Raw genomic sequence first — 19,536 nt, forward strand, 5'->3', positions numbered from 1 at the left:
ATTACGAGTAGAATCGAACTTATAATTTTAGTAAAAAGACGCGATCTGTGTCCAAGGAGTTTTAGTGAACAATATGTTTTCCAAGGCCGCCATATGGGTGGTCATCGGGATGGTTCTTTTCACCGTATTCAAACAGTTCGACGGACGTACCGCGTCGGGCTCGGCTACGGCGGTCGCCTACTCGGATTTCCTGGACGAAGTAAAAAGTAAACGCATCAAGGAAGCGACGATCGAAGATCGCAGCATTGTTGCGACTACGACCGACGGCAAAAAAATCAAATCCGCGATTACTTACCTGGATCGCGGCCTGGTCGGTGATCTGGTTAATAACGGCGTGAAATTCGACGTTAAACAACCGGAAGAACAATCCTTCCTGTCCCAAGTATTCATTTCCTGGTTCCCGATGCTGTTACTGATCGGCGTCTGGATCTTCTTCATGCGCCAGATGCAGGGCGGCGGCAAGGGCGGGGCATTCTCGTTCGGCAAGTCGAAGGCGCGCATGCTGGATGACACCAATAACCCGGTCACTTTTGCCGACGTCGCTGGTTGCGATGAAGCAAAAGAAGAAGTCGGCGAACTGGTTGATTTCCTGCGCGATCCTACCCGCTTCCAGAAACTGGGCGGCCGTATCCCGCGCGGCGTGCTGATGGTTGGTCCTCCGGGTACCGGTAAAACCTTGCTGGCGCGTGCGATTGCAGGCGAAGCAAAAGTACCTTTCTTCACGATTTCCGGTTCGGATTTCGTTGAAATGTTTGTCGGTGTCGGCGCATCCCGTGTGCGCGATATGTTCGACAATGCAAAAAAACATGCACCTTGTATCATCTTTATCGATGAGATCGATGCGGTCGGTCGTCACCGTGGTGCCGGTATGGGTGGCGGTAACGATGAGCGCGAACAGACCCTGAACCAGATGCTGGTTGAGATGGACGGCTTTGAGCCGAATGCAGGCGTGATCGTGATTGCAGCCACCAACCGTGCTGACGTACTCGATAAAGCCTTGTTGCGCCCGGGTCGTTTCGACCGCCAAGTGATCGTCGGCTTGCCTGACATCCGTGGTCGTGAGCAGATCTTGCTGGTCCACATGCGTAAAGTACCTATTGGTACCGATGTGCAGGCCGATATCCTGGCGCGTGGTACACCTGGTTTCTCCGGTGCCGACCTGGCCAACCTGGTCAACGAAGCAGCCTTGTTTGCCGCACGCCGTAACAAGCGTCTGGTTGAGATGCAGGACTTCGAGGATGCCAAGGACAAGATCGTCATGGGCCCTGAGCGTAAATCGGCTGTCATGCGTGAAGAAGAACGTCGCAACACGGCTTACCATGAGTCCGGCCATGCAGTAGTGGCGAAGCTCTTGCCTAAGGCTGATCCGGTGCATAAGGTCACCATCATGCCGCGTGGCTTTGCGCTCGGCCTGACCTGGCAGTTGCCTGAGCATGACCGCGTCAATATGTACAAGGACAAGATGCTGGAAGAAATTTCGATCCTGTTCGGTGGCCGTATTGCAGAAGAAGTGTTTATGCACCAGATGTCGACCGGCGCTTCGAATGACTTTGAGCGTGCGACCAAACTGGCGCGTGCGATGGTGACGCGTTACGGTATGTCGGAAAGCCTGGGTACCATGGTTTACGAAGATACCGAGCAAGACGCTTACTTCGGACGTTCGTCTGCCAAGACGGTGTCGGAAGCAACGCAGCAAAAGGTCGATACCGAAATCCGTACGATCCTCGACACGCAGTATGCGTTGTCGCGCAAACTGATAGAAGAGAATCGCGATAAGGTTGAATTGATGGCGAAAACCCTGCTGGACTGGGAAACCATCGATTCGGATCAGATCAACGACATCATGGAAGGGCGTGAACCGCGTCCACCTAAGGCTGGTATTCCTGTACGCCGCAATCCGCCTGACAATCCAACTGATGTCGCGCCTACTGCAACTGCACCGGCCTGATAGATCACTGCGGATCTGACGAACATGTTTTAATACAGGGGTGGGGAGAAATCCTCACCCCTTTTTATTTGTCCCTACAAAACAATGCAAACTCACCTGCAATGCGGTCGTTACCGCCTTTCCGTAGACGCCGCTGCGCGTCCCCTAGTGATGGGTATCCTGAACATTACCCCTGATTCCTTTTCCGATGGTGGCAAGTACCACATGCTGGATACGGCCTTGTCGCACGCGGAAGAAATGATAGCGGCGGGAGTCGATATCATCGATATCGGCGGTGAGTCGAGCCGCCCGGGTTCGCTGGCGGTTTCCCTCAAGGATGAGCTGGATCGCGTGATGCCGCTGGTGTATGCCTTGCGTGATTGCGGCAAGCCCTTGTCGATAGACACCTACAAACCGGAAGTCATGCGCGAAACCATCGCCGCCGGTGCCGATATGATCAATGACATCAACGGCTTCCGTGCGCCGGGTGCGTTGCAGGCAGTGGCAGACTCGGATTGTGGCTTGTGCGTCATGCATATGCAAAATGATCCGCAAAGTATGCAGCTGCAACCAGAATATGATGATGTCGTGGCTGAAGTCCGGGAATTTTTACGTGATCGTATCGGTCTGATGGAGCAGGCGGGTATTGCGCGTGAGCGTATATGTATAGACCCGGGCCTCGGTTTTGGGAAAACGCTTGCACACAACATCGCCTTATTGAAAAATACTGCCGAATTGCAAGCTGTGCTGCATTCACCGATCCTGATCGGCCTGTCGCGTAAGACGATGATAGGTGCACTGACGGACAAACCGGTGGAGCAACGCATGGCCGGCAGCCTGGCCGGTGCGTTAGCAGCTGTTGCACATGGCGCACGTATCGTGCGTGTGCACGATGTAGCGGAAACAGTAGACGCATTGAGGGTTTGGCAGGCAGTATCCTGATTGCAGGATCAAACTTAAAAGACAAACTTAGAAAAACAAAAATGACACGACAATATTTCGGCACCGACGGCGTGCGCGGCAAAGTAGGTACTTCCCCAATTACACCGGATTTCGTGATGCGCCTCGGCTATGCAGCCGGTACCGTGTTGACCAAATCACGCAAGGCAAGCAGCCGCCCGGTTGTCCTGATAGGCAAGGACACCCGTATTTCCGGCTATATGCTGGAAGCGGCATTGGAAGCGGGTTTTTCTGCAGCAGGAGTGGATGTCATGCTGGCCGGCCCTATGCCGACCCCGGCGATTGCCTACCTGACACGCGCTTTGCGTTTGTCGGCCGGCGTCGTGATTTCCGCATCGCACAATCCATACGAAGACAACGGCATCAAATTCTTTTCGGCCTCCGGCAATAAATTACCGGATACGATCGAACTGGAAATTGAAGCTGCATTGAATGAGCCCATGTCTTGCGTCGCATCTGAAAAACTGGGGCGTGCGAAACGCCTGGATGATGCACGCGGACGCTATATTGAATTTTGCAAAAGCACCTTCCCGAATGAACTCGATTTGCGCGGTACCAAGCTGGTAGTCGATTGCGCGCACGGTGCGGCCTATCATATTGCGCCAGACGTATTCCATGAGCTCGGCGCGGAAGTGATTGCAATTGGCAACCAGCCGAACGGTTTCAATATCAATGAAGGTTATGGTGCGACCGCACCTGCAGCCCTGGTCGAAGCCGTGCGCGCGAACCAGGCACATCTCGGCATTGCCCTCGACGGTGATGCGGACCGCTTGTTGATAGTCGATGCGGCGGGTCGTGTGTATAACGGTGACGAGCTCTTGTACATCATGGTCAAGGATCGTATGCGGGTGCGACCGATCGAAGGCGCGGTTGGTACGCTGATGACGAATATGGCGCTCGAAGTCGCGTTCAAGGAAATGGGTATAGGCTTTGCACGTGCAAACGTCGGTGATCGCTATGTGCTGGAAGTTTTGCGCGAACGCGGCTGGCAAGTAGGCGGCGAAGGTTCCGGCCACATGCTGTGCCTGGACAAGCATACTACCGGTGATGGCATTGTTTCTGCCCTGCAAATCCTGTCAGCTTTGAAGCGCAGCGGCTTAAGCCTGGCGGAATTGACGCAGGATATCGAAATGTTCCCGCAAACCTTGATTAATGTGAAAGTCGAACCGGGTTTTGACTGGAAGAAAAACAAGGAATTACTGGCCGAAAAAGAAGCAGTTGAAGCCGAGCTGGGCGACAAGGGCAGGGTGCTGATTCGCGCCTCCGGCACCGAGCCTTTAATCCGCGTCATGGTAGAGGCCAAAGACGCCGATATCGCTGATAAAATGGCACGACGGATTGCGGCCAAACTGAGTAAATAAATTTATAAAATTATTGAAGTTAAAGCATTTTAGCCATTGACCAATCCCTGAATATTCAGTATTATCTCTTTCTTTCGGAGTGTAGCGCAGCCCGGTAGCGCACCTGGTTTGGGACCAGGGGGTCCAAGGTTCGAATCCTTGTACTCCGACCAGAATTTAGTAGTAAATTAAGGACTTAGAAGCTAAAACTTCTAAGTCCTTTTTCTTTGCCCGAAACATTCTGCATCATTGTCCTGATCCCCATACAGGATTCAAAACAGCTGTCAGCAATTAATCGGCATCATGCTGGTAATACGTTGGCGTTTATAGTGGATTTTCGGGATAGGGAAGACCACTTCATTGATTTTGACTGATGGCAAGGTCAAATCAAATTCATCAGGCAATTTTTGTCCGGTTCCAAAGCGTGTCGAATAGCGTAAATAGTGCATGGTTTTAGAGGCGACTCCACCGGCCATGGGGGCTAATGTTTTTACTTTTGTTGAGGTTTTGGCCCCAGGTAAGTACACAGTTGTTCCCATAGCCTTAAGCTGAATGGGAAGGGGCGACGCCGGGGAGCTTAAGATGCCAACCTCGGATTCGAATTGAGCGACTTTCTCTGCTGGTACCAATAACTCGACCAGAGTTCCACCTTGTTGCACTTGTACTTTGACAGTATCAAATTGAAACTCTACGCCAGAATTAGGGCCAACGACTCCGCAGCGTGTCTGATAGGTTCGACCTTCGGTCACTGTGGGAAGATAGGCTTCTTCACTTACAGGGAAACAGGCAGTTAGGGTCGGGATAAGAAATAATGGAAGATATGTTTTAATTTTTCTCATGTCTGATTGTGTCGAGGAAGGTCTCAATCTTCAAGTCTCTTTGTTCCTGTCGGAGATTAAAGGGCTAAGCTGATCCATAAGTCTTTTTCGTCTATTATCTTCTAATGTCCTGGGAAATAAGTGCTGTATTTTCCGCGCATCTCGATTTACGTTTCAAAGCTCGCCCTGATTTTTTTGCACATGATTTCCTGCAAACGGATCTTATTGATCGTTTGTCATTCCAATGTGCATGAACGGATTTCATCAGCCTAACCGTAAAGGATGCACATCATGTTGAGTATGATTCCGAATCGCAGCTTGTCCTCATTATCGAATCGCGTACAGCATCTTCCTTTGTCTGCACATACCGCACCAGTGCCGGAACCGATAGAGGATCCTTTGCCGGGAGAACATCCGGTGCCACAGGAAGATCCGGTCCCTTCGCCAAATCCTGAAATTGACGATCCGAAATCACCACGTAAGGCTGTAGCTTCAATCAATTAAAACCTTGGGAGGTTTTTATGGAAAAGCAGCAAAACTGGAGTACCGAGTTGTATCAGGGGCTCGAAGTGCATGTCACGGCTATACGAAAAGAAGACCCACCGCAGCTATGGGATTACACGGTACGCATATGCGAGCCGGGTGTGGATGCTTCGGCTGAAAGTGAATTGGCCGCCGAGTCGGGTGACGATGCGGATTACGATACTGCGGAAGAAGCGTTGGAGGCTGGCTTTTCCCGTGGCTACGAACTGGTAGATGAGCTACGCAAGGATAGTTAGGTCGAGGGTGTCGGGCCAGGCCGTCATTGAAAGAGTGGCGTAAAAAAGGCATAATGCAGCACCTTTAGGCAGGTACCGTTTGACGGTCCTGGCTTTCCGCATCACGGGCCACTCCCGTCATATTCTGCCCATAGCTCAGTTGGATAGAGCATCAGCCTTCTAAGCTGAGGGTCACAGGTTCGATTCCTGTTGGGCAGGCCAATTCCATTCTTTTCTCCAGCCAATTCGCCGCGCAATCCTTTGCCGCAAACATTGCATTTGCTTTGGGTGCTGTGTGTCCACACATAAAATACCGCAGCCTTAAGTGAGGTAGCTAACAGAGCTCGATATTCAATAGTGATAGCGTATTTATCATCCTTGACTGTCGCGAGTACCATCATGAATCGCATCGACCAGGCAATCAGTGAGTTGGCGCGTGCTTTCTGTCAGCTGAAACAGCATGACGAACAACTCTATACCAAGGCTTTGCAATCCCTCGTCGCGCTGGCACTGTCCGAAGAAAAAGTGGAGCGGGTGTCCAGCATAGAACGGGATATGCAATACGTCGGCCAAATCCTTTCCAATACACGTCGTGTACCTTCGACAGGTGGCGATGCGGTACTGGAGTTTCCTTGCCGCAGGAAGGGTGACCGCCGCGTCGCATCGCGCTGAGCGTATTGCCTGTCTGAAAAATTCCGGCCCTGTGCTTGCAAGAGCATAGGGCTTTTTTCGTGTCGGTGCTTCTCTTTTACAGTTGTTAGCAGTCTGGGTATTTCCGGCGATTTGTTGACGCATGACGAGTGTGTACGAAAGCGAATTTTTTAAACACACTGCGTATCTTTCAGACATTAACTTGTATATATTTGATATATGGAGAGCTCGGATGACTGGTCGGCTGGGCCAGCATCGATTACTTGCCATATCGCGATATAACCCAAGTGGATTGAGGAGACAACATGACTAAAATAAGTAGACGTGGAATGCTTCAGGCAGCAGGTTTAATGACGGTCGGTGCAGTAACAGGTTGCGCGGCACCTCGCAGTTCAGGCGGTAAGGAAGGCAATGCAATTTTCTCAGTCGCGCAACCGACTATTCCTATTGTCGGCAGCAATGAACAATTCCCGGTGCGTCGTATTTACTGCATAGGACGTAACTACGCAGCGCATGCACGTGAAATGGGCTCGGATCCTACACGTGAACCACCTTTCTTTTTCCAAAAGCCGAGCGACGCGATTCAATACGTTGCGCCAGGTAAGGTAGTCGATCATCCATATCCGACCCTGACCAAGAATTACCACTATGAGATTGAGCTGGTCGCTGCGATTAATAAGGGCGGCAAGAATATCTCGGTCGAAAATGCGCTGCAGCACGTCTTTGGTTACGCGATCGGCCTGGATATGACACGCCGTGATTTGCAGGCTGCGATGAAGAAGGAAGAAAAGCCGTGGGAAATCGGCAAGAGCTTCGATATGTCGGCTCCTATCGGCCCTTTGCATCCGGTTGCCAGCATCGGCAATTTTACTGAAGGCAAGATCTGGCTGAAGGTGAATGGCCAGGTGAAGCAAAGCGCCGATTTGAAGCAGATGATCTGGTCGGTTGCCGAGCAAATCAGTAATTTGTCGAAAGCCTTTGAGTTGATGCCGGGCGATATTATTTATTCCGGTACCCCGGAAAATGTCGGTCCAGTCGTCCGTGGCGACATCATGGAAGGGCATATTGATCGCCTGCCCAACATCACACTGAAAGTCGTATAAGCAAGTTACCGGGCAATATTTTCATATTGCCCGGCTATATCTCACAGGCCTAATGCTTTGGCCACGCCGGCACCATAAGCCGGATCACATTTCGTACAATTCTCTACGTGACGCTTTTTGATTTCTAGCGGCGCATCTCCCATTGCACGTCCGGTGTTATCGAACAATGCCTGGCGCTGCGTTTGATTCATTAGCTTGAACAAGGCACGCGGCTGCGAATAGTAGTCGTCGTCATCGTTACGGAAATTCCAGTGATCGGCAGCACCATTAATCGCCAGTGGCGGTTCGCGGAAGTCAGGTTGTTCCTGCCATTCACCGTAGCTATTCGGTTCGTAATGCAAGGTGCTGCCGTGATTACCGTCTACCCGCATTGCGCCATCACGGTGGAAGGCATGGAAGGGACACTTCGGCGTATTGACCGGGATCTGGTAGTGGTTCACACCGAGTCGGTAGCGTTGCGCATCGCCATAGGAAAACAAGCGGCCCTGCAGCATGCGGTCCGGTGAGAAGCTGATGCCGGGCACGACATTGGCAGGATTGAAGGCAGCCTGTTCCACATCGGCAAAATAATTATCTGCATTGCGATTGAGTTCCAGCACACCGACTTCTATCAGCGGGTAGTCACCTTTGGGCCATACCTTGGTCAGGTCGAATGGATGGTAGGGGACTTTTTCAGCATCTTTCTCCGGCATGATTTGCACCGACATGGTCCAGCGCGGGAAATCTTTCTTTTCTATCGCGTCGTAGAGGTCACGCTGGGCGCTTTCGCGGTCCGAGCCAACCAGTGCGGCTGCTTCAGCATCGGTGAGGTTCTTAATGCCTTGTTGCGTCTTGAAATGGAATTTGACCCAAAAGCGTTCATTCGACGGGCTGATGAAGCTGAAGGTATGTGAGCCGAAGCCATGCATATGGCGATAGGAAGCGGGGATGCCGCGATCGCTCATGACGATGGTGACTTGGTGCAAGGCTTCCGGCAGGGAGCTCCAGAAATCCCAGTTATTTTTCGCGCTGCGCAAATTGGTGCGCGGATCGCGTTTGACCGCATGGTTGAGGTCAGGAAATTTTAGCGGATCACGGAAGAAAAATACCGGCGTGTTGTTGCCGACCAGATCCCAGTTGCCTTCTTCGGTATAGAACTTGATGGCAAAGCCGCGAATATCGCGTTCCGCATCGGCAGCACCGCGTTCCCCTGCCACTGTAGAGAAGCGCATGAAGAGCTCGGTTTTTTTCCCTATCTGGGAAAAGATCTTGGCCTTGGTGTATTTCGTGATGTCATGCGTGATGGTGAGGGTGCCGAAAGCGCCTGAGCCTTTCGCATGCATGCGTCGTTCCGGAATGACTTCACGGTCAAAGTGGGCGAGTTTTTCCAGGAACCAGACATCTTGCAGCAGTTGTGGTCCGCGTGGACCGGCAGTCAGGACGTTTTGATTATCGGGGACCGGCGCGCCACCGATGGTGGTGAGCTTTTTCTTATCTGACATAGAAACCTCCTTGATATGTACGGGTGGTACTTAGGTAGGAAATCCGGATTGCAGTAGAAATGCCGTTTGATTCTATCACTGCCAGTAGGGGTATTTATATATCTTTTGGCTGTAGAAAACATGCATTTGAACAGCGCGTACAGAGTCCGGCTGCAAGCATTGCGGCAATGCAGGAACGAGGTGCTTTGAGGAGGTGTTTGCGACCTTGTCGATAACCTAGCGGTATCTTAAGGTCGCGTGCTGTTATCTAGATCCGGCTGTAGCTATCAGGGCTACCCTTGATTTTGAAGGTGCCGTCTTTTTGTGGTTCTGCAACTTTATCCGTGTACTTGACGCGGTAGCCGATGAAGTCAGGCGGGAGTTTGGTGCTGCCGAAATCCAAGTAGGTTCGGCCTTTGCCGATATTTTGCAAAATCACGACATTGCCGGATGGACTTTTGACGTTGAACTCTTCAATGCTTTTCATGAAGCCTCCTGATAGGTGGGGTGAGCAGCGGGTTTCGTGACAGCTGTTTACAAGACTGGCCGAAGAAGTGTTACGTCAATGTTATACCACAATGCGATTGTGGTATCAGCATAGGGCATCGCGCAGGAGCCATCGTTCAGTTGGGAAAACATGCAGGACAGCAGGTCTTCAGTATTGGTGCTGGTATATTTCCCGACCGCCAGCGCCGGTAGTAGCGACCATTGCTTAAATGGCCCTAAGGCATGCCCACTCTTGGTGAGCAAGGACGTATCGTAACAAGGCTATGTGACCGCAGTTTGACATGGATCAAATTCGTCTTGATCCGCATGTTTTTACTGCATGACGGGAATTTCCTTGCCACATTCCAGTTCATATTTTTCCGTGGCGCGTTGTGCCTTGCGTCGTTCGCGCGACATGTTCTTGATATTGGTACGAACCGCATTTTCCTGCGCCCAGCGCGCACGTTGTTCCAGGCTGGCGCAACGCTTCCTCTTGTTTTCCTGTTCCCTGTACCTCCGCTGGCGTTCTTTTTCCGCGCTGGTTTTTTCTTTGCGCCGATCAGCTTCTATCGCCTGCAAAATTTTTTTATCCTGCATCAATTTTTCTTGCGCAACATGGCTATCGGGTGGCGCAGCAGGGATAGCGATTCTTTGGACTTTGCTATTTGCCCGGGTATCAGTACAAGGCAGATCGCTATAACTGATTTTTCCGCCGGATTCACATTTGTAGATTGCCAGCGCAGGAAAGGAAATGAAGAGAAGGAAAACCGATAACAGCAGGGACGGCATGGCAAACTCGCAGGTCTAGGGTGACCTTGCCACTTTAGATGAGCTTGCCCGGATTCATCAAATTCAAGGGATCGAGTGCCTGTTTGATGCTGCGCATTAATTGCATTTCCACATCCGACTTGTAACGCAGGATTTCGGTGCGTTTCAACGCGCCTATGCCGTGTTCAGCGGAGATGGACCCGCCATGTTGATGCACGCTGTCATGTACGACGCGATTAACCGCGGTTTGTTTTTGCAGAAAACTCTGGTCGGTTTCCTGCTCCGGATGCGCGACGTTGTAATGCAGATTGCCGTCACCCAGATGACCGAAGGTCACCATGCGCGCACCCGGGAAGGCCTGCTGCAGTAATGCATCGGTAGTGCGGATAAAGTCGCCTATGCGCGAGATCGGGATGGAGACATCGTGTTTGATGTTCTTGCCTTCGACTGCTTGCGCCAATGGAATATGTTCACGGATGTCCCAGATTGCCTGCGATTGCGCAATCGACCTGGCGACTATCGCATCCTGGATAAGGTCTTGTTGCATGGCTGTGCTGATCACATGCTCAAGCATGGTTTGCGCATGTTCTTCCGATTCGCTATCGGATAGCTCCAGCAATACATATTGGGGATGCTCTTCCGCAAACGGCGGGCGCATATCCGGGAAGTGTCGATTGACCAGCCTGAGGCAAAAGCCCGACATCAATTCGAAACCGGTCAGTGCCGAGACGCAATGGCTTTGCGCGAGTGACAGCAGGCGTAATGCATCATCCGGCGTACGCAGTGCAGCGAGTGCGGTGAGTTGCGCTTTGGGTTGCGGGTAGAGTTTGAGTACCGCGGCAGTGATGAAACCCAATGTGCCTTCCGCTCCTATGTACAGGTCACGCAAATCGTAGCCGGTATTGTCTTTGCGCAAGCCACGCAAGCCATTCCAGATATCGCCTTGCGGTGTCACGACCTCTAGGCCGAGGCAGAGTTCGCGGGTGTTGCCATAACGCAGGACTGCAGTACCGCCGGCATTGGTCGACAGATTGCCGCCTATGGTGCAGCTGCCTTCGGCTGCCAGCGATAGTGGAAATAGTCGGGCGGCATCGCCGGCCGCGGCCTGGATGTTCTTCAGGATGCAACCGGCTTCGACGGTGATGGTGTTGTTGACCGGATCTATCTGGCGGATGCGATTGACGCGTGTCAGCGAGAGGATGGCAGCCGTGCCACTGTCATCCGGTATGCCACCCAGTACCAGGCCGGTATTGCCGCCTTGCGGCACCATCGGCACTTTATATTCATTGCACAGGCGCACCAGCGTCGCGAGTTCCTGTGTATCGGCCGGCTTGAGTACGGCGCATGCCTTGCCGGTAAAACGACGTCGCCAGTCGGTCAGGTAGGGGGCGGTGTCTGCAGCCTCGGTCAATACATGCGTTGCGCCTATCGCGCGACGGCAGGCATCGAGGAAGGCGTCCATTATTTGGCGGCTTTCTGCAGCGCCTGTTTGGTGAGGGCCTTCGCGGCCTTTTTGTAAGGGCGCAAATACAGGACGACGCAGCTAAAGAAGACCAGCACCAGGCCGACTTCGATCCAGCCCAGTATCGCGGACAGGCCGGTGTCGCTCATGCCGCGCACGATGCCTTCGGCGAAGAACAGGAGGATCAGCATGGATGACCATTGCATCGTATACAGATTGCGTTTCCAGATACCGTGCAAGGGAATCAGCAGCGGGATGACCTTCAATACCAGCCATGAGCCGTTCGGGCGTATCGGTGCCAATACCATTTCCCACGCAATGCACAGGACGATCAGGGCCAGCAGGCTGCCGAGCGCACCCATGTGGAGGATTTTTTGCCCCTGGCTTTGCATCAGGCGCTCCGCAATTTGACGGTGGTTTGCGCCAGGCGCTGGCCGAGCGCGATGGCAAGTGCACGGGTGTCAGCGGAAATCGGCTGGTTGCCGCTCACTCCTGACCAGTGCGAGGCACCGTAGGGTGTGCCGCCGCTGCTGGTGGTCATCAATTCCGGCTGGGTATAAGGAATGCCAAGTACCAGCATGCCGTGATGCAGCAAGGGCAGCATCATCGAGAGCAGGGTCGACTCCTGGCCTCCGTGCAAACTGCCGGTAGAGGTGAATACGCAAGCGGGTTTGCCGTTCAGTGCGCCGGACAGCCATTGCGCACTGGTGCCATCCCAGAAATACTTCATCGCGGATGCCATATTGCCGAAGCGGGTAGGGGAGCCCAGCGCGAGGCCGGCACACTCTTCCAGGTCTTGCAGCTCGACATAAGGCGCGCCTTCATTCGGCACTTCCGGCTCGGTCGCCTCGGTGACGGTGGAGACGGCAGGGACCGTGCGCAGGCGGGCTTCACAGCCGGGCACGCTGTCTATACCCTGTCCTATCAGTTCGGCCAGTTTGCGGGTCGAGCCGTGGCGCGAGTAGTACAAAACGAGAATAGGGAGCTTGGCAGTGTTCATGCTTGGTATTATAGGGTGCTTTATAAGCATCTTAAATGCTGGATGGTTGTTCGCTGGCGTAATTCTGCGCCCACGCTGTCCGGCTAAGAATACACTCACACGCACTGCATGAAGCTAGCCATCGTCCCTTTTTTTCGCGAACTGACCTGGTCCCAGGTCCGTAATCTCTTTCAATTTGCGGCGCGCCGCCTGACTGAAGAGCGCCTGCCGCAAGTGGCAGGCAGCCTGACGTTCACCACGGTGCTGGCGCTGGTACCTATCCTGACCATCGCATTGGCGATCTTCACCACCTTCCCGCTGTTCAATACTTTCCGCACTTCGCTGGAAGCCTATTTCGTGCATAACCTGATGCCCAAGGGTATTGCCAATACCATCCTCGGTTACCTGACACAGTTTTCCAGCAAGGCGACGCGGCTATCGGCTTTCGGTGCCGTCGCCCTGATCGTGACGGCGGTCGCGATGATGCTGATGATAGATCGTGTATTCAACCAGATCTGGCGCGTCAAAACCAAGCGTCCTATCATGCAGCGCATCCTGGTGTATTGGGCCATTGTGACACTGGGGCCGTTGCTGATCGGCGCGTCGATGACTTTTACCTCTTACCTGTTTACCGCGACTGATGGCGTGGTACGCGGCGTGCCGTTTGTGGGCGCGGTGTTTTACACCTCCATCTCCATCCTGCTGAGCATGGTGGCGTTTACATCGCTGTATATCGTCGTGCCGAATCGCCTGGTGGAGTGGCGCGATGCGGTGATCGGTGGCTTGCTGGCGGCGATTGCCTTTGAAATCGTCAAACGCCTGTTTGCCGCTTTCGTCATCAAGGTGCCGACCTATACCGTGGTGTACGGTGCGGTCGCCGCTTTTCCTATTTTCCTGGTGTGGGTGTATCTGGGCTGGCTGATTACCCTGGCCGGGGCCGTGGTAACGGCGGCCTTGCCGATTGTGAAGTACGAGCGCTGGTGGCATGTGCCGCAACCCGGCAGTGCCTTCGTCGATGCGATGGCCTTGATGGCGGTCTTGTACGAAGCGCGGGCATCGGCCGACTCGGCGGTGGTCGATACCAAATTACTGCGTGACCGGACCCAGCTCGGCTTCGATGAATCGGAAGCCTTGCTGGAGAAAATGCTGGATGCAGGTTGGGTGGCACGCCTCAAGTCGGAAGGACCGAAGCGCATGCAATGGGGCAAGCGCATCACCGACGGCCTGGATCGCTGGGTCTTGCTGGCGAATCCGGAGTACCTGACGCTGGCCGATGTGTATCGCGTATTTGTATTCGACGCCACCGGCAATGAAATGCTGGCGAAGAAGGTGGAATGCGCGGTCGAGCAGGGCTTGTACCAGTCGCTGGCAAACTACTTCCGGGAAAGCTCAGAAAGAGATTTGCCCGGTCAGCATTTGCCAGTACATCAGCCATGATCCTGCAAAGGAATACAGCGGCTGTTTAAGTGAGCTGGGCCGATTTTTTTCAAAACCGAAATGGCCTATCCATGCCAGTCCATAAAACGACAGGATCGCAGCCAGCAGCCACCAGAGATTCCCGCTCAGTGCCAGTGCGGCCAGGAAAATAATCGCGAGCGTTGAGCCGAGGAAATGCAGCTGGCGTGACCTGCGGTCGGAATGACCTGTCAGATAAGCCGCATAGAACTCCGGAAACGATTGATACGTCTTTTGTGCAATGACACTCATGACGGCCTCCTGTGGCTTCTATCACTTCAGGGTAGTCCTCGCCTTATGACTATGCAAGGCTTATTGGCGTAGGGCATGAAAGAGGACGGCATATGCACAATAAGCGGGGAAAATCGACTTTTCCGTGGGTGTCATCCGTTTATCGCATTTAAAGATGCTATGGTGGATTTTTTCCAAGGCTTGAGCTACATTGGAAGTGTCCGAAGTACAACCATAACTCTTGAGGACGGTCCCATGAAAGTATCCGAAATACTTAAAGTAAAAGGAAACATTCTCTTCACGGTGACACCAGATAGTCCGATGCTCGACGCAGTCAATGCAATGGCGGAAAAAGACATCGGTTCCCTGGTTGTGATGGAGGCGGGCAATCTGATCGGCATGCTGACTTTTCGCGAAGTCATGGCGACCATCCATCAGAATGGTGGCGCGGTAGGTAGCGATACCGTGCGTCGTTATATGGATAAACATCCGATGACGATTACATCCGATGCCGAGATCAATGAGGTGCGACGGCTAATGCTGGAAAAGCACGCGCGTTATGTCCCGGTACTGGATGGAAAAGTCCTGGTCGGGGTCATCTCTTTCTATGACGTGGCGAAGGCTGTACTCGAAGCGCAAAGCTTTGAAAATAAAATGCTGAAATCCTATATCCAGGATTGGCCGGCAGTCGCGAACGAACAAGACGGTTAAGCAGCACGCTCGTCACCTGAAAAGCCGTTCGCGTATCCGTTTGGATGCGCGTGCGGCTTTTTGTCATCTGTATCCCTTACAATCGCGTGATATTGAGCGCGCGTAGCATGCGATGCGTTCGCATTCCTGAACCAATAAATGGATACCCATGAGTAAACCCAGCCAATTCAAGTTGCTCGCACAAAGGCGTTTCGCGCCATTTTTCTGGGCGCAGTTTTTTGGCGCGTTTAACGACAATGTCTTCAAAACGGCATTGCTGACAGTGCTGACGTTTGAAGCCTTGAGCTGGACCACGATGGATCGGGGCTTCCTGAATAACCTGATCCCGGGTTTGTTTATCCTGCCTTTTGTTTTGTTTTCGGCGATTGCCGGGCAACTGGCCGACAAGTTTGAAAAATCCGGTCTCGTGCGGTATATCAAATTGCTGGAAATCGCGATCATGTTGATGGCGGCAGTGGGCTGGATGCGGCAGGACTTATGGTTGCTGATAGCCGCTGTTGCCGGTATGGGTTTGCACTCGGCTTTATTCGGTCCGGTGAAGTATGCCTACCTGCCGCAAAAACTGGCGCCGAATGAATTGGTCGGCGGTAACGGCCTGGTCGAGATGGGTACCTTTGTCGGTATCTTGCTGGGTGAAGTATTGGGTGCCGTGCTGGTCTTGCACAAGCCATGGGGCGTTGAATTGGTGGCGGGCGGCACGATTGCGATTGCCTGCGCCGGCTGGCTCGCCAGTCGCGCGATTCCGCTGTCACCGGCCCCGGCCCCCGAGCTGAAAATCAACTGGAATCTGGCGACCGAAACGGTACGCAATATTCGTTACTCCAAACAGAACCGCCCGGTTTTTCTGTCAATGCTGGCGAACTCCTGGTTCTGGTTTTACGGCGCAATACTGCTGGCGCAATTCCCGCTCTATGCGAAAGAATATTTGCATGGCGACCACGGTATTTTTGTCTTGTTGCTGACGATTTTTTCACTTGGTATAGGTACCGGTTCCTTGTTGTGCGAGCGCCTGTCCGGACACAAGGTTGAAATCGGCCTGGTGCCATTTGGCGCGATAGGTTTGACGATCTTTGGCTTTGACCTGTTCCTGGCGAGCGGCAGTTACACCAATACCAGCCTGGTCGATATTGCCGGTTTTGTGCAACAGCAGGGCAGCATACGTATCCTGCTGGACTGCCTGCTGATCGGGGTCTTTGGCGGTTTGTACATCGTGCCGCTGTTTGCACTGATACAGACGCGCTGCGATCCACAGCACATGTCGCGCACGATAGCCGGGATGAATATCCTGAATGCAGTGTTCATGGTGGCGGCGGCGCTGCTGGCGATGGTCTTGCTGAACCTGGGTTTGAGCATCCCGCAATTATTCATGGTGACGGCAATCCTGAATGCGCTGGTTACTTTGTATATTTTTACCGTGGTACCGGAATTCCTGCTGCGCTTCCTGGCGTGGCTGATGTTGCATAGCACGCACCGGGTGCGTACTTTCAATGGCGAGCGCATTCCGGCTGAAGGCGCAGCGATCCTGGTGTGCAATCACGTCAGCTATATGGATGCGATTGTGATCCTGGCAGCCAGCCCGCGTCCTTTGCGCTTCGTGATGGATCACCGGATTTTCAAGATCCCTTTATTGTCGACATTGTTCAAAGCGGTACGTGCGATTCCGATTGCGCCGGCCAGCGAAGATCCGGTGGTGATGGAAGCCGCTTTTGGCAGCATTGCGCGGGCACTGGAACGCGGTGAGCTGGTGTGTATTTTCCCGGAAGGGAAGTTGACGCATGACGGCGAATTGAATGAATTCAAAGGCGGCATCATGAAGATACTGGAACGCACACCGGTGCCGGTGATTCCGATGGCCTTGCGCGGTTTATGGGGCAGCTTGTGGACGCGTAGCGCTGATAATCCGTTCCAGCGCTCTTTCCGCAGCGGGCCATTCGGCAGACTGGAATTGGCGGTGGGCCGGCCTATGGTGGCGGCCGAAGTGACACCGGAAATTTTGCGTGCGGAAGTGGCCCGTTTGCGCGGCGCACGCAAGTGACAAGACAGGTGGCGGCCTGTCTATTTGTGTGTGCCTAACCAGCTATGTAATGCCTCCGCATTCATAGGCTTGGCAAACAGATAGCCCTGGCCCAGCGGACAGCCGAGCTCGGTCAGGATGGCAGCTTGTCTTTCATCTTCCACGCCTTCGGCAATGACATCCAGTTCCAGGTTGCGGCCGAGCTGGATAATCATTTCGGCTATGCTGCTGCCGCGTGAAGAGTCGGTGATTTCAGTAACGAAGGCACGATCGATTTTGAGACGGTCTACGCTTAACTTTTGCAAATGGCTGAGCGATGAGAAACCGGTACCGAAATCGTCAATCGCAATACTGACGCCGGTAGCCGTAATCTGGTCCAGCAGTTTGATCAATGCATCCGGTTCTTCCATCGCCATCGACTCAGTGATTTCGAGCTCTACGCAATGCGCCGGCGCATTGGTGTCATGCAAGGCATTGCGCAGCATGTTGAGGAAATGCGGGTGGCGGAATTGCACCTGTGAGACATTGACCGAAATCATAAAGTCGGCAAAACCGAGGCTTTGTATGCGCACCAGTTCCTGGCAGGCCTGACGTAACACCCATTCACCCAGTTCGATGATCAGGCCCGAGTATTCCGCAATCGGAATGAAGCGATTCGGCGAAATCATCGAGCCGTCTTCAGTCATCCAGCGTAGCAAGGCTTCAGCACCTACCGGTTGGCGCGTCGTCATGTCAATCTGCGGTTGATAGACGACCGACAAACGTCGTTCTTCAAATGCAGTACGCAAGGCGTGCATCATATTTACGCGCTCACGTATATCGATACCCATATTGCGCGAGAAATACAGGTGCCCGGTACGTTGTTGTAACTTGGCGCGCTTGAGTGCGATATGCGCATTTTTCAGGGCTTCGACGCCGCGTCCTTCGTGTTCGGATAAACGCACCAGGCCGACCGTGGCGGATAACTGTACATCCTGGCCGTCGATGCTGAACGGCCGTTCGAATTGTGCGAGGACTGCAGCCGGATTTACCTGGCTGTCATGCCCGAGTACACCAAAGGTATCGCCGCCGACACGTGCCACGATGAGCCTGTCGCCCAGGCGTGATTGCAGGCGCGTGGCGACTGACAGCAAGAGCAGGTCGCCGAATTGATGGCCCAGCGTGTCATTGGTTTCCGCAAAGTGATCGATATCGATCAGTGCCAGTGTGCTTGGTAATTCCTTGCTGGCAGACAGGCTGTCGTCGATGATTTCCTTGAGGCGGGTGCGATTTGGCAGCTTGGTCAGCGAATCGTAAAAGGCGGAATTATGCAGGCGGGTGACTAGCGTGATATTCGAGAGGCCAACCGAGATATTGCTACAGAATACTTCCAGCAGACGCAGTTCGATTTCGGTTAACGGTCGGCCGGTGCGGAAGAAGGCGGCAAAATTACTCGAGGCATTGCCAGTGAAGTGCAGCGCACTGAATTCCCTGCCATGAATATTGCGTCGCTCTTTCAAGGCACGGGTCAGCGTGCGATCTATGCTCAAGTCTTCAATTGACGACAAGGGGTGGTTGATCAGGTCGCCGAAGCGGCCAGCTGCCGCCACCACGAACAAGGCGTTTTCCTGATTGTGCAATTGCTCCTGTACGCAGAACAGGCCGTCCGGCGGCACGTTGAGCAGGCGTGAGATATGTACCACGACGCCGGTGGCGAATTCTTCCAGGGTTTGCAATGCCATCAGTTCGGTGCTGGCGCGCAGGATCATATCCAGGCCGCTGCTGCTCGAATTGATGGTACAGATTTGTTCGTAAAAGCGGATGGCGGTGGTGACGACCGTGTACAGCTTGATGCGGGTCAGTTCGGATTTGATTTTGCAGTCGTTGATATCAAACTGCTGGATGACGTCTATCGTGGGAACATCGTCATGCCTGGCCGTGCTCAGGATGATGCGGGTTTCGGCACGATGCAATACATTGCGTATGTAATGCACCAGTTGCAGGCCTTCGTCGCGCTGTCCGACGGCCAGGTCCAGCAGGATCACCGCGATATGTGCTTCTTTTACCAGAATGTCCCGGGCTTGCTGCATCGAATGGGCGTGCAAAAACACCAGAGGCCGATTCTGTATTTCTACGTTGTTGAGCGCAAAAGTAGTAGCGGAGTGAACATCGACGTCAGCGCCGACGATCAGTACCTGCCATACATCCTTGCTTGCATTTATTTTATAGTCGCCGGACACACGCACCGTTTTATCCAGAAATACAAGGTCATCCTCGCTATGGCTGACCGACTTGCTCATGGTGCCTTCTCCGAGATTGGTTATTCTGATTTGGAAACCGTATATTGCACATCGATTTGTCCTGAGGCAATGATTTTTCTAGAACTAATTGTTTTCTGTCCACTGGTAGAATGACTACTTTATTTAGCTCATAA

The 19,536-nt window shown here is 53.2% G+C and carries 19 protein-coding genes and 2 tRNA genes; 12 read left to right on the top strand and 9 right to left on the bottom strand.

What is annotated here, in order from left to right:
• Window positions 1-64: 64 nt before the first annotated feature.
• The 4 genes from ftsH to ACFQPC_RS02795 all read left to right on the top strand — a co-directional run bounded on the left by ftsH (window position 65) and on the right by ACFQPC_RS02795 (window position 4,400).
• Window positions 65-1,948 (top strand): ATP-dependent zinc metalloprotease FtsH, encoded by a 1,884-nt coding sequence (gene ftsH / locus ACFQPC_RS02780; protein WP_012080090.1) that lies wholly within the window; start codon window positions 65-67, stop codon window positions 1,946-1,948.
• 84 nt (window positions 1,949-2,032) lie between these two features.
• Window positions 2,033-2,869 carry a dihydropteroate synthase gene (gene folP, locus ACFQPC_RS02785; RefSeq protein WP_382270114.1) on the top strand — a complete coding sequence of 279 codons (837 nt, stop codon included), beginning with the start codon at window positions 2,033-2,035 and terminating at the stop codon, window positions 2,867-2,869.
• Window positions 2,870-2,910: 41 nt separating this feature from the next.
• The gene (gene glmM / locus ACFQPC_RS02790) at window positions 2,911-4,248 is read left to right on the top strand and encodes a phosphoglucosamine mutase (protein WP_382270115.1); all 1,338 of its coding nucleotides are present in this window, start codon (window positions 2,911-2,913) and stop codon (window positions 4,246-4,248) included.
• 75 nt (window positions 4,249-4,323) lie between these two features.
• Window positions 4,324-4,400, top strand: a tRNA-Pro gene (locus ACFQPC_RS02795).
• A gap of 111 nt (window positions 4,401-4,511) precedes the next feature.
• On the opposite strand, the gene ACFQPC_RS02800 is transcribed toward ACFQPC_RS02795, so the two are convergent.
• Entirely contained in the window at window positions 4,512-5,066 is a 555-nt protein-coding gene (locus tag ACFQPC_RS02800; RefSeq protein ID WP_382270116.1) for a hypothetical protein, read from the bottom strand.
• A gap of 270 nt (window positions 5,067-5,336) precedes the next feature.
• Here ACFQPC_RS02800 and ACFQPC_RS02805 point away from each other — a divergent pair, with 270 nt between their 5' ends.
• The 5 genes from ACFQPC_RS02805 to ACFQPC_RS02825 all read left to right on the top strand — a co-directional run bounded on the left by ACFQPC_RS02805 (window position 5,337) and on the right by ACFQPC_RS02825 (window position 7,557).
• Complete coding sequence (locus ACFQPC_RS02805) at window positions 5,337-5,549, top strand: hypothetical protein (protein WP_382270117.1); 213 nt, start codon at window positions 5,337-5,339, stop codon at window positions 5,547-5,549.
• A 17-nt stretch (window positions 5,550-5,566) separates the two neighbouring features.
• Window positions 5,567-5,824: a hypothetical protein gene (locus tag ACFQPC_RS02810; protein WP_012080087.1), complete on the top strand. Its 258-nt coding sequence runs from the start codon at window positions 5,567-5,569 to the stop codon at window positions 5,822-5,824.
• Between the two features lie 124 nt (window positions 5,825-5,948).
• A tRNA-Arg gene (locus tag ACFQPC_RS02815) sits at window positions 5,949-6,025 on the top strand.
• Window positions 6,026-6,202: 177 nt separating this feature from the next.
• Entirely contained in the window at window positions 6,203-6,475 is a 273-nt protein-coding gene (locus ACFQPC_RS02820) for a hypothetical protein (protein ID WP_049831600.1), read from the top strand.
• A 284-nt stretch (window positions 6,476-6,759) separates the two neighbouring features.
• The gene (locus ACFQPC_RS02825) at window positions 6,760-7,557 is read left to right on the top strand and encodes a fumarylacetoacetate hydrolase family protein (protein WP_382270118.1); all 798 of its coding nucleotides are present in this window, start codon (window positions 6,760-6,762) and stop codon (window positions 7,555-7,557) included.
• 41 nt (window positions 7,558-7,598) lie between these two features.
• On the opposite strand, the gene ACFQPC_RS02830 is transcribed toward ACFQPC_RS02825, so the two are convergent.
• The 6 genes from ACFQPC_RS02830 to wrbA all read right to left on the bottom strand — a co-directional run bounded on the left by ACFQPC_RS02830 (window position 7,599) and on the right by wrbA (window position 12,733).
• The gene (locus ACFQPC_RS02830) at window positions 7,599-9,038 is read right to left on the bottom strand and encodes a catalase (protein WP_382270119.1); all 1,440 of its coding nucleotides are present in this window, start codon (window positions 9,036-9,038) and stop codon (window positions 7,599-7,601) included.
• Window positions 9,039-9,285: 247 nt separating this feature from the next.
• Window positions 9,286-9,504 carry a hypothetical protein gene (locus ACFQPC_RS02835; RefSeq protein ID WP_382270120.1) on the bottom strand — a complete coding sequence of 73 codons (219 nt, stop codon included), beginning with the start codon at window positions 9,502-9,504 and terminating at the stop codon, window positions 9,286-9,288.
• Window positions 9,505-9,836: 332 nt separating this feature from the next.
• Window positions 9,837-10,292, bottom strand: coding sequence for a hypothetical protein (locus ACFQPC_RS02840; protein ID WP_382270121.1), 456 nt, complete (start codon window positions 10,290-10,292; stop codon window positions 9,837-9,839).
• 34 nt (window positions 10,293-10,326) lie between these two features.
• Window positions 10,327-11,733, bottom strand: a complete 1,407-nt coding sequence (locus ACFQPC_RS02845) for an FAD-binding oxidoreductase (RefSeq protein WP_382270122.1) — start codon at window positions 11,731-11,733, stop codon at window positions 10,327-10,329.
• Entirely contained in the window at window positions 11,733-12,125 is a 393-nt protein-coding gene (locus ACFQPC_RS02850) for a DUF2069 domain-containing protein (RefSeq protein WP_382270123.1), read from the bottom strand. Before ACFQPC_RS02850 ends, ACFQPC_RS02845 begins: the two co-directional genes overlap by 1 nt.
• Window positions 12,125-12,733, bottom strand: a complete 609-nt coding sequence (gene wrbA, locus ACFQPC_RS02855; protein ID WP_382270124.1) for an NAD(P)H:quinone oxidoreductase — start codon at window positions 12,731-12,733, stop codon at window positions 12,125-12,127. Before wrbA ends, ACFQPC_RS02850 begins: the two co-directional genes overlap by 1 nt.
• A 108-nt stretch (window positions 12,734-12,841) precedes the next feature.
• Between wrbA and ACFQPC_RS02860 the strand changes: the two genes are divergently transcribed.
• Complete coding sequence (locus ACFQPC_RS02860; protein ID WP_382270125.1) at window positions 12,842-14,149, top strand: YihY family inner membrane protein; 1,308 nt, start codon at window positions 12,842-12,844, stop codon at window positions 14,147-14,149.
• Here the strand turns inward: ACFQPC_RS02860 and ACFQPC_RS02865 are convergent.
• Window positions 14,102-14,419: an Mpo1-like protein gene (locus ACFQPC_RS02865; protein WP_382270126.1), complete on the bottom strand. Its 318-nt coding sequence runs from the start codon at window positions 14,417-14,419 to the stop codon at window positions 14,102-14,104. The genes ACFQPC_RS02860 and ACFQPC_RS02865 overlap by 48 nt on opposite strands.
• 234 nt (window positions 14,420-14,653) lie before the next feature.
• Here ACFQPC_RS02865 and ACFQPC_RS02870 point away from each other — a divergent pair, with 234 nt between their 5' ends.
• Window positions 14,654-15,109: a CBS domain-containing protein gene (locus ACFQPC_RS02870; protein WP_382270127.1), complete on the top strand. Its 456-nt coding sequence runs from the start codon at window positions 14,654-14,656 to the stop codon at window positions 15,107-15,109.
• Between the two features lie 148 nt (window positions 15,110-15,257).
• Window positions 15,258-17,144 (top strand): MFS transporter, encoded by a 1,887-nt coding sequence (locus tag ACFQPC_RS02875; protein WP_382270128.1) that lies wholly within the window; start codon window positions 15,258-15,260, stop codon window positions 17,142-17,144.
• Between the two features lie 20 nt (window positions 17,145-17,164).
• On the opposite strand, the gene ACFQPC_RS02880 is transcribed toward ACFQPC_RS02875, so the two are convergent.
• Window positions 17,165-19,402, bottom strand: coding sequence for a putative bifunctional diguanylate cyclase/phosphodiesterase (locus tag ACFQPC_RS02880; RefSeq protein ID WP_382270129.1), 2,238 nt, complete (start codon window positions 19,400-19,402; stop codon window positions 17,165-17,167).
• Window positions 19,403-19,536: the final 134 nt, after the last annotated feature.

It is taken from the genome of Herminiimonas glaciei (assembly GCF_042664955.1).
Lineage (GTDB): Bacteria > Pseudomonadota > Gammaproteobacteria > Burkholderiales > Burkholderiaceae_D > Oxalicibacterium > Oxalicibacterium glaciei.

What these genes read in the sequence shown, in the direction of transcription:
- ACFQPC_RS02830 (WP_382270119.1), bottom strand. Translation starts at nt 9,038, where the DNA reads ATGTCAGATAAGAAAAAGCTCACCACCATCGGTGGCGCGCCGGTCCCC.
- ACFQPC_RS02880 (WP_382270129.1), bottom strand. Translation starts at nt 19,402, where the DNA reads ATGAGCAAGTCGGTCAGCCATAGCGAGGATGACCTTGTATTTCTGGAT.
- ACFQPC_RS02865 (WP_382270126.1), bottom strand. Translation starts at nt 14,419, where the DNA reads ATGAGTGTCATTGCACAAAAGACGTATCAATCGTTTCCGGAGTTCTAT.
- folP (WP_382270114.1), top strand. Translation starts at nt 2,033, where the DNA reads ATGCAAACTCACCTGCAATGCGGTCGTTACCGCCTTTCCGTAGACGCC.
- ACFQPC_RS02820 (WP_049831600.1), top strand. Translation starts at nt 6,203, where the DNA reads ATGAATCGCATCGACCAGGCAATCAGTGAGTTGGCGCGTGCTTTCTGT.
- ACFQPC_RS02860 (WP_382270125.1), top strand. Translation starts at nt 12,842, where the DNA reads ATGAAGCTAGCCATCGTCCCTTTTTTTCGCGAACTGACCTGGTCCCAG.
- ACFQPC_RS02870 (WP_382270127.1), top strand. Translation starts at nt 14,654, where the DNA reads ATGAAAGTATCCGAAATACTTAAAGTAAAAGGAAACATTCTCTTCACG.
- ACFQPC_RS02850 (WP_382270123.1), bottom strand. Translation starts at nt 12,125, where the DNA reads ATGCAAAGCCAGGGGCAAAAAATCCTCCACATGGGTGCGCTCGGCAGC.
- ACFQPC_RS02840 (WP_382270121.1), bottom strand. Translation starts at nt 10,292, where the DNA reads ATGCCGTCCCTGCTGTTATCGGTTTTCCTTCTCTTCATTTCCTTTCCT.
- ACFQPC_RS02835 (WP_382270120.1), bottom strand. Translation starts at nt 9,504, where the DNA reads ATGAAAAGCATTGAAGAGTTCAACGTCAAAAGTCCATCCGGCAATGTC.
- ACFQPC_RS02845 (WP_382270122.1), bottom strand. Translation starts at nt 11,733, where the DNA reads ATGGACGCCTTCCTCGATGCCTGCCGTCGCGCGATAGGCGCAACGCAT.
- ACFQPC_RS02875 (WP_382270128.1), top strand. Translation starts at nt 15,258, where the DNA reads ATGAGTAAACCCAGCCAATTCAAGTTGCTCGCACAAAGGCGTTTCGCG.
- ACFQPC_RS02810 (WP_012080087.1), top strand. Translation starts at nt 5,567, where the DNA reads ATGGAAAAGCAGCAAAACTGGAGTACCGAGTTGTATCAGGGGCTCGAA.
- glmM (WP_382270115.1), top strand. Translation starts at nt 2,911, where the DNA reads ATGACACGACAATATTTCGGCACCGACGGCGTGCGCGGCAAAGTAGGT.
- ACFQPC_RS02805 (WP_382270117.1), top strand. Translation starts at nt 5,337, where the DNA reads ATGTTGAGTATGATTCCGAATCGCAGCTTGTCCTCATTATCGAATCGC.
- ACFQPC_RS02825 (WP_382270118.1), top strand. Translation starts at nt 6,760, where the DNA reads ATGACTAAAATAAGTAGACGTGGAATGCTTCAGGCAGCAGGTTTAATG.
- ACFQPC_RS02800 (WP_382270116.1), bottom strand. Translation starts at nt 5,066, where the DNA reads ATGAGAAAAATTAAAACATATCTTCCATTATTTCTTATCCCGACCCTA.
- wrbA (WP_382270124.1), bottom strand. Translation starts at nt 12,733, where the DNA reads ATGAACACTGCCAAGCTCCCTATTCTCGTTTTGTACTACTCGCGCCAC.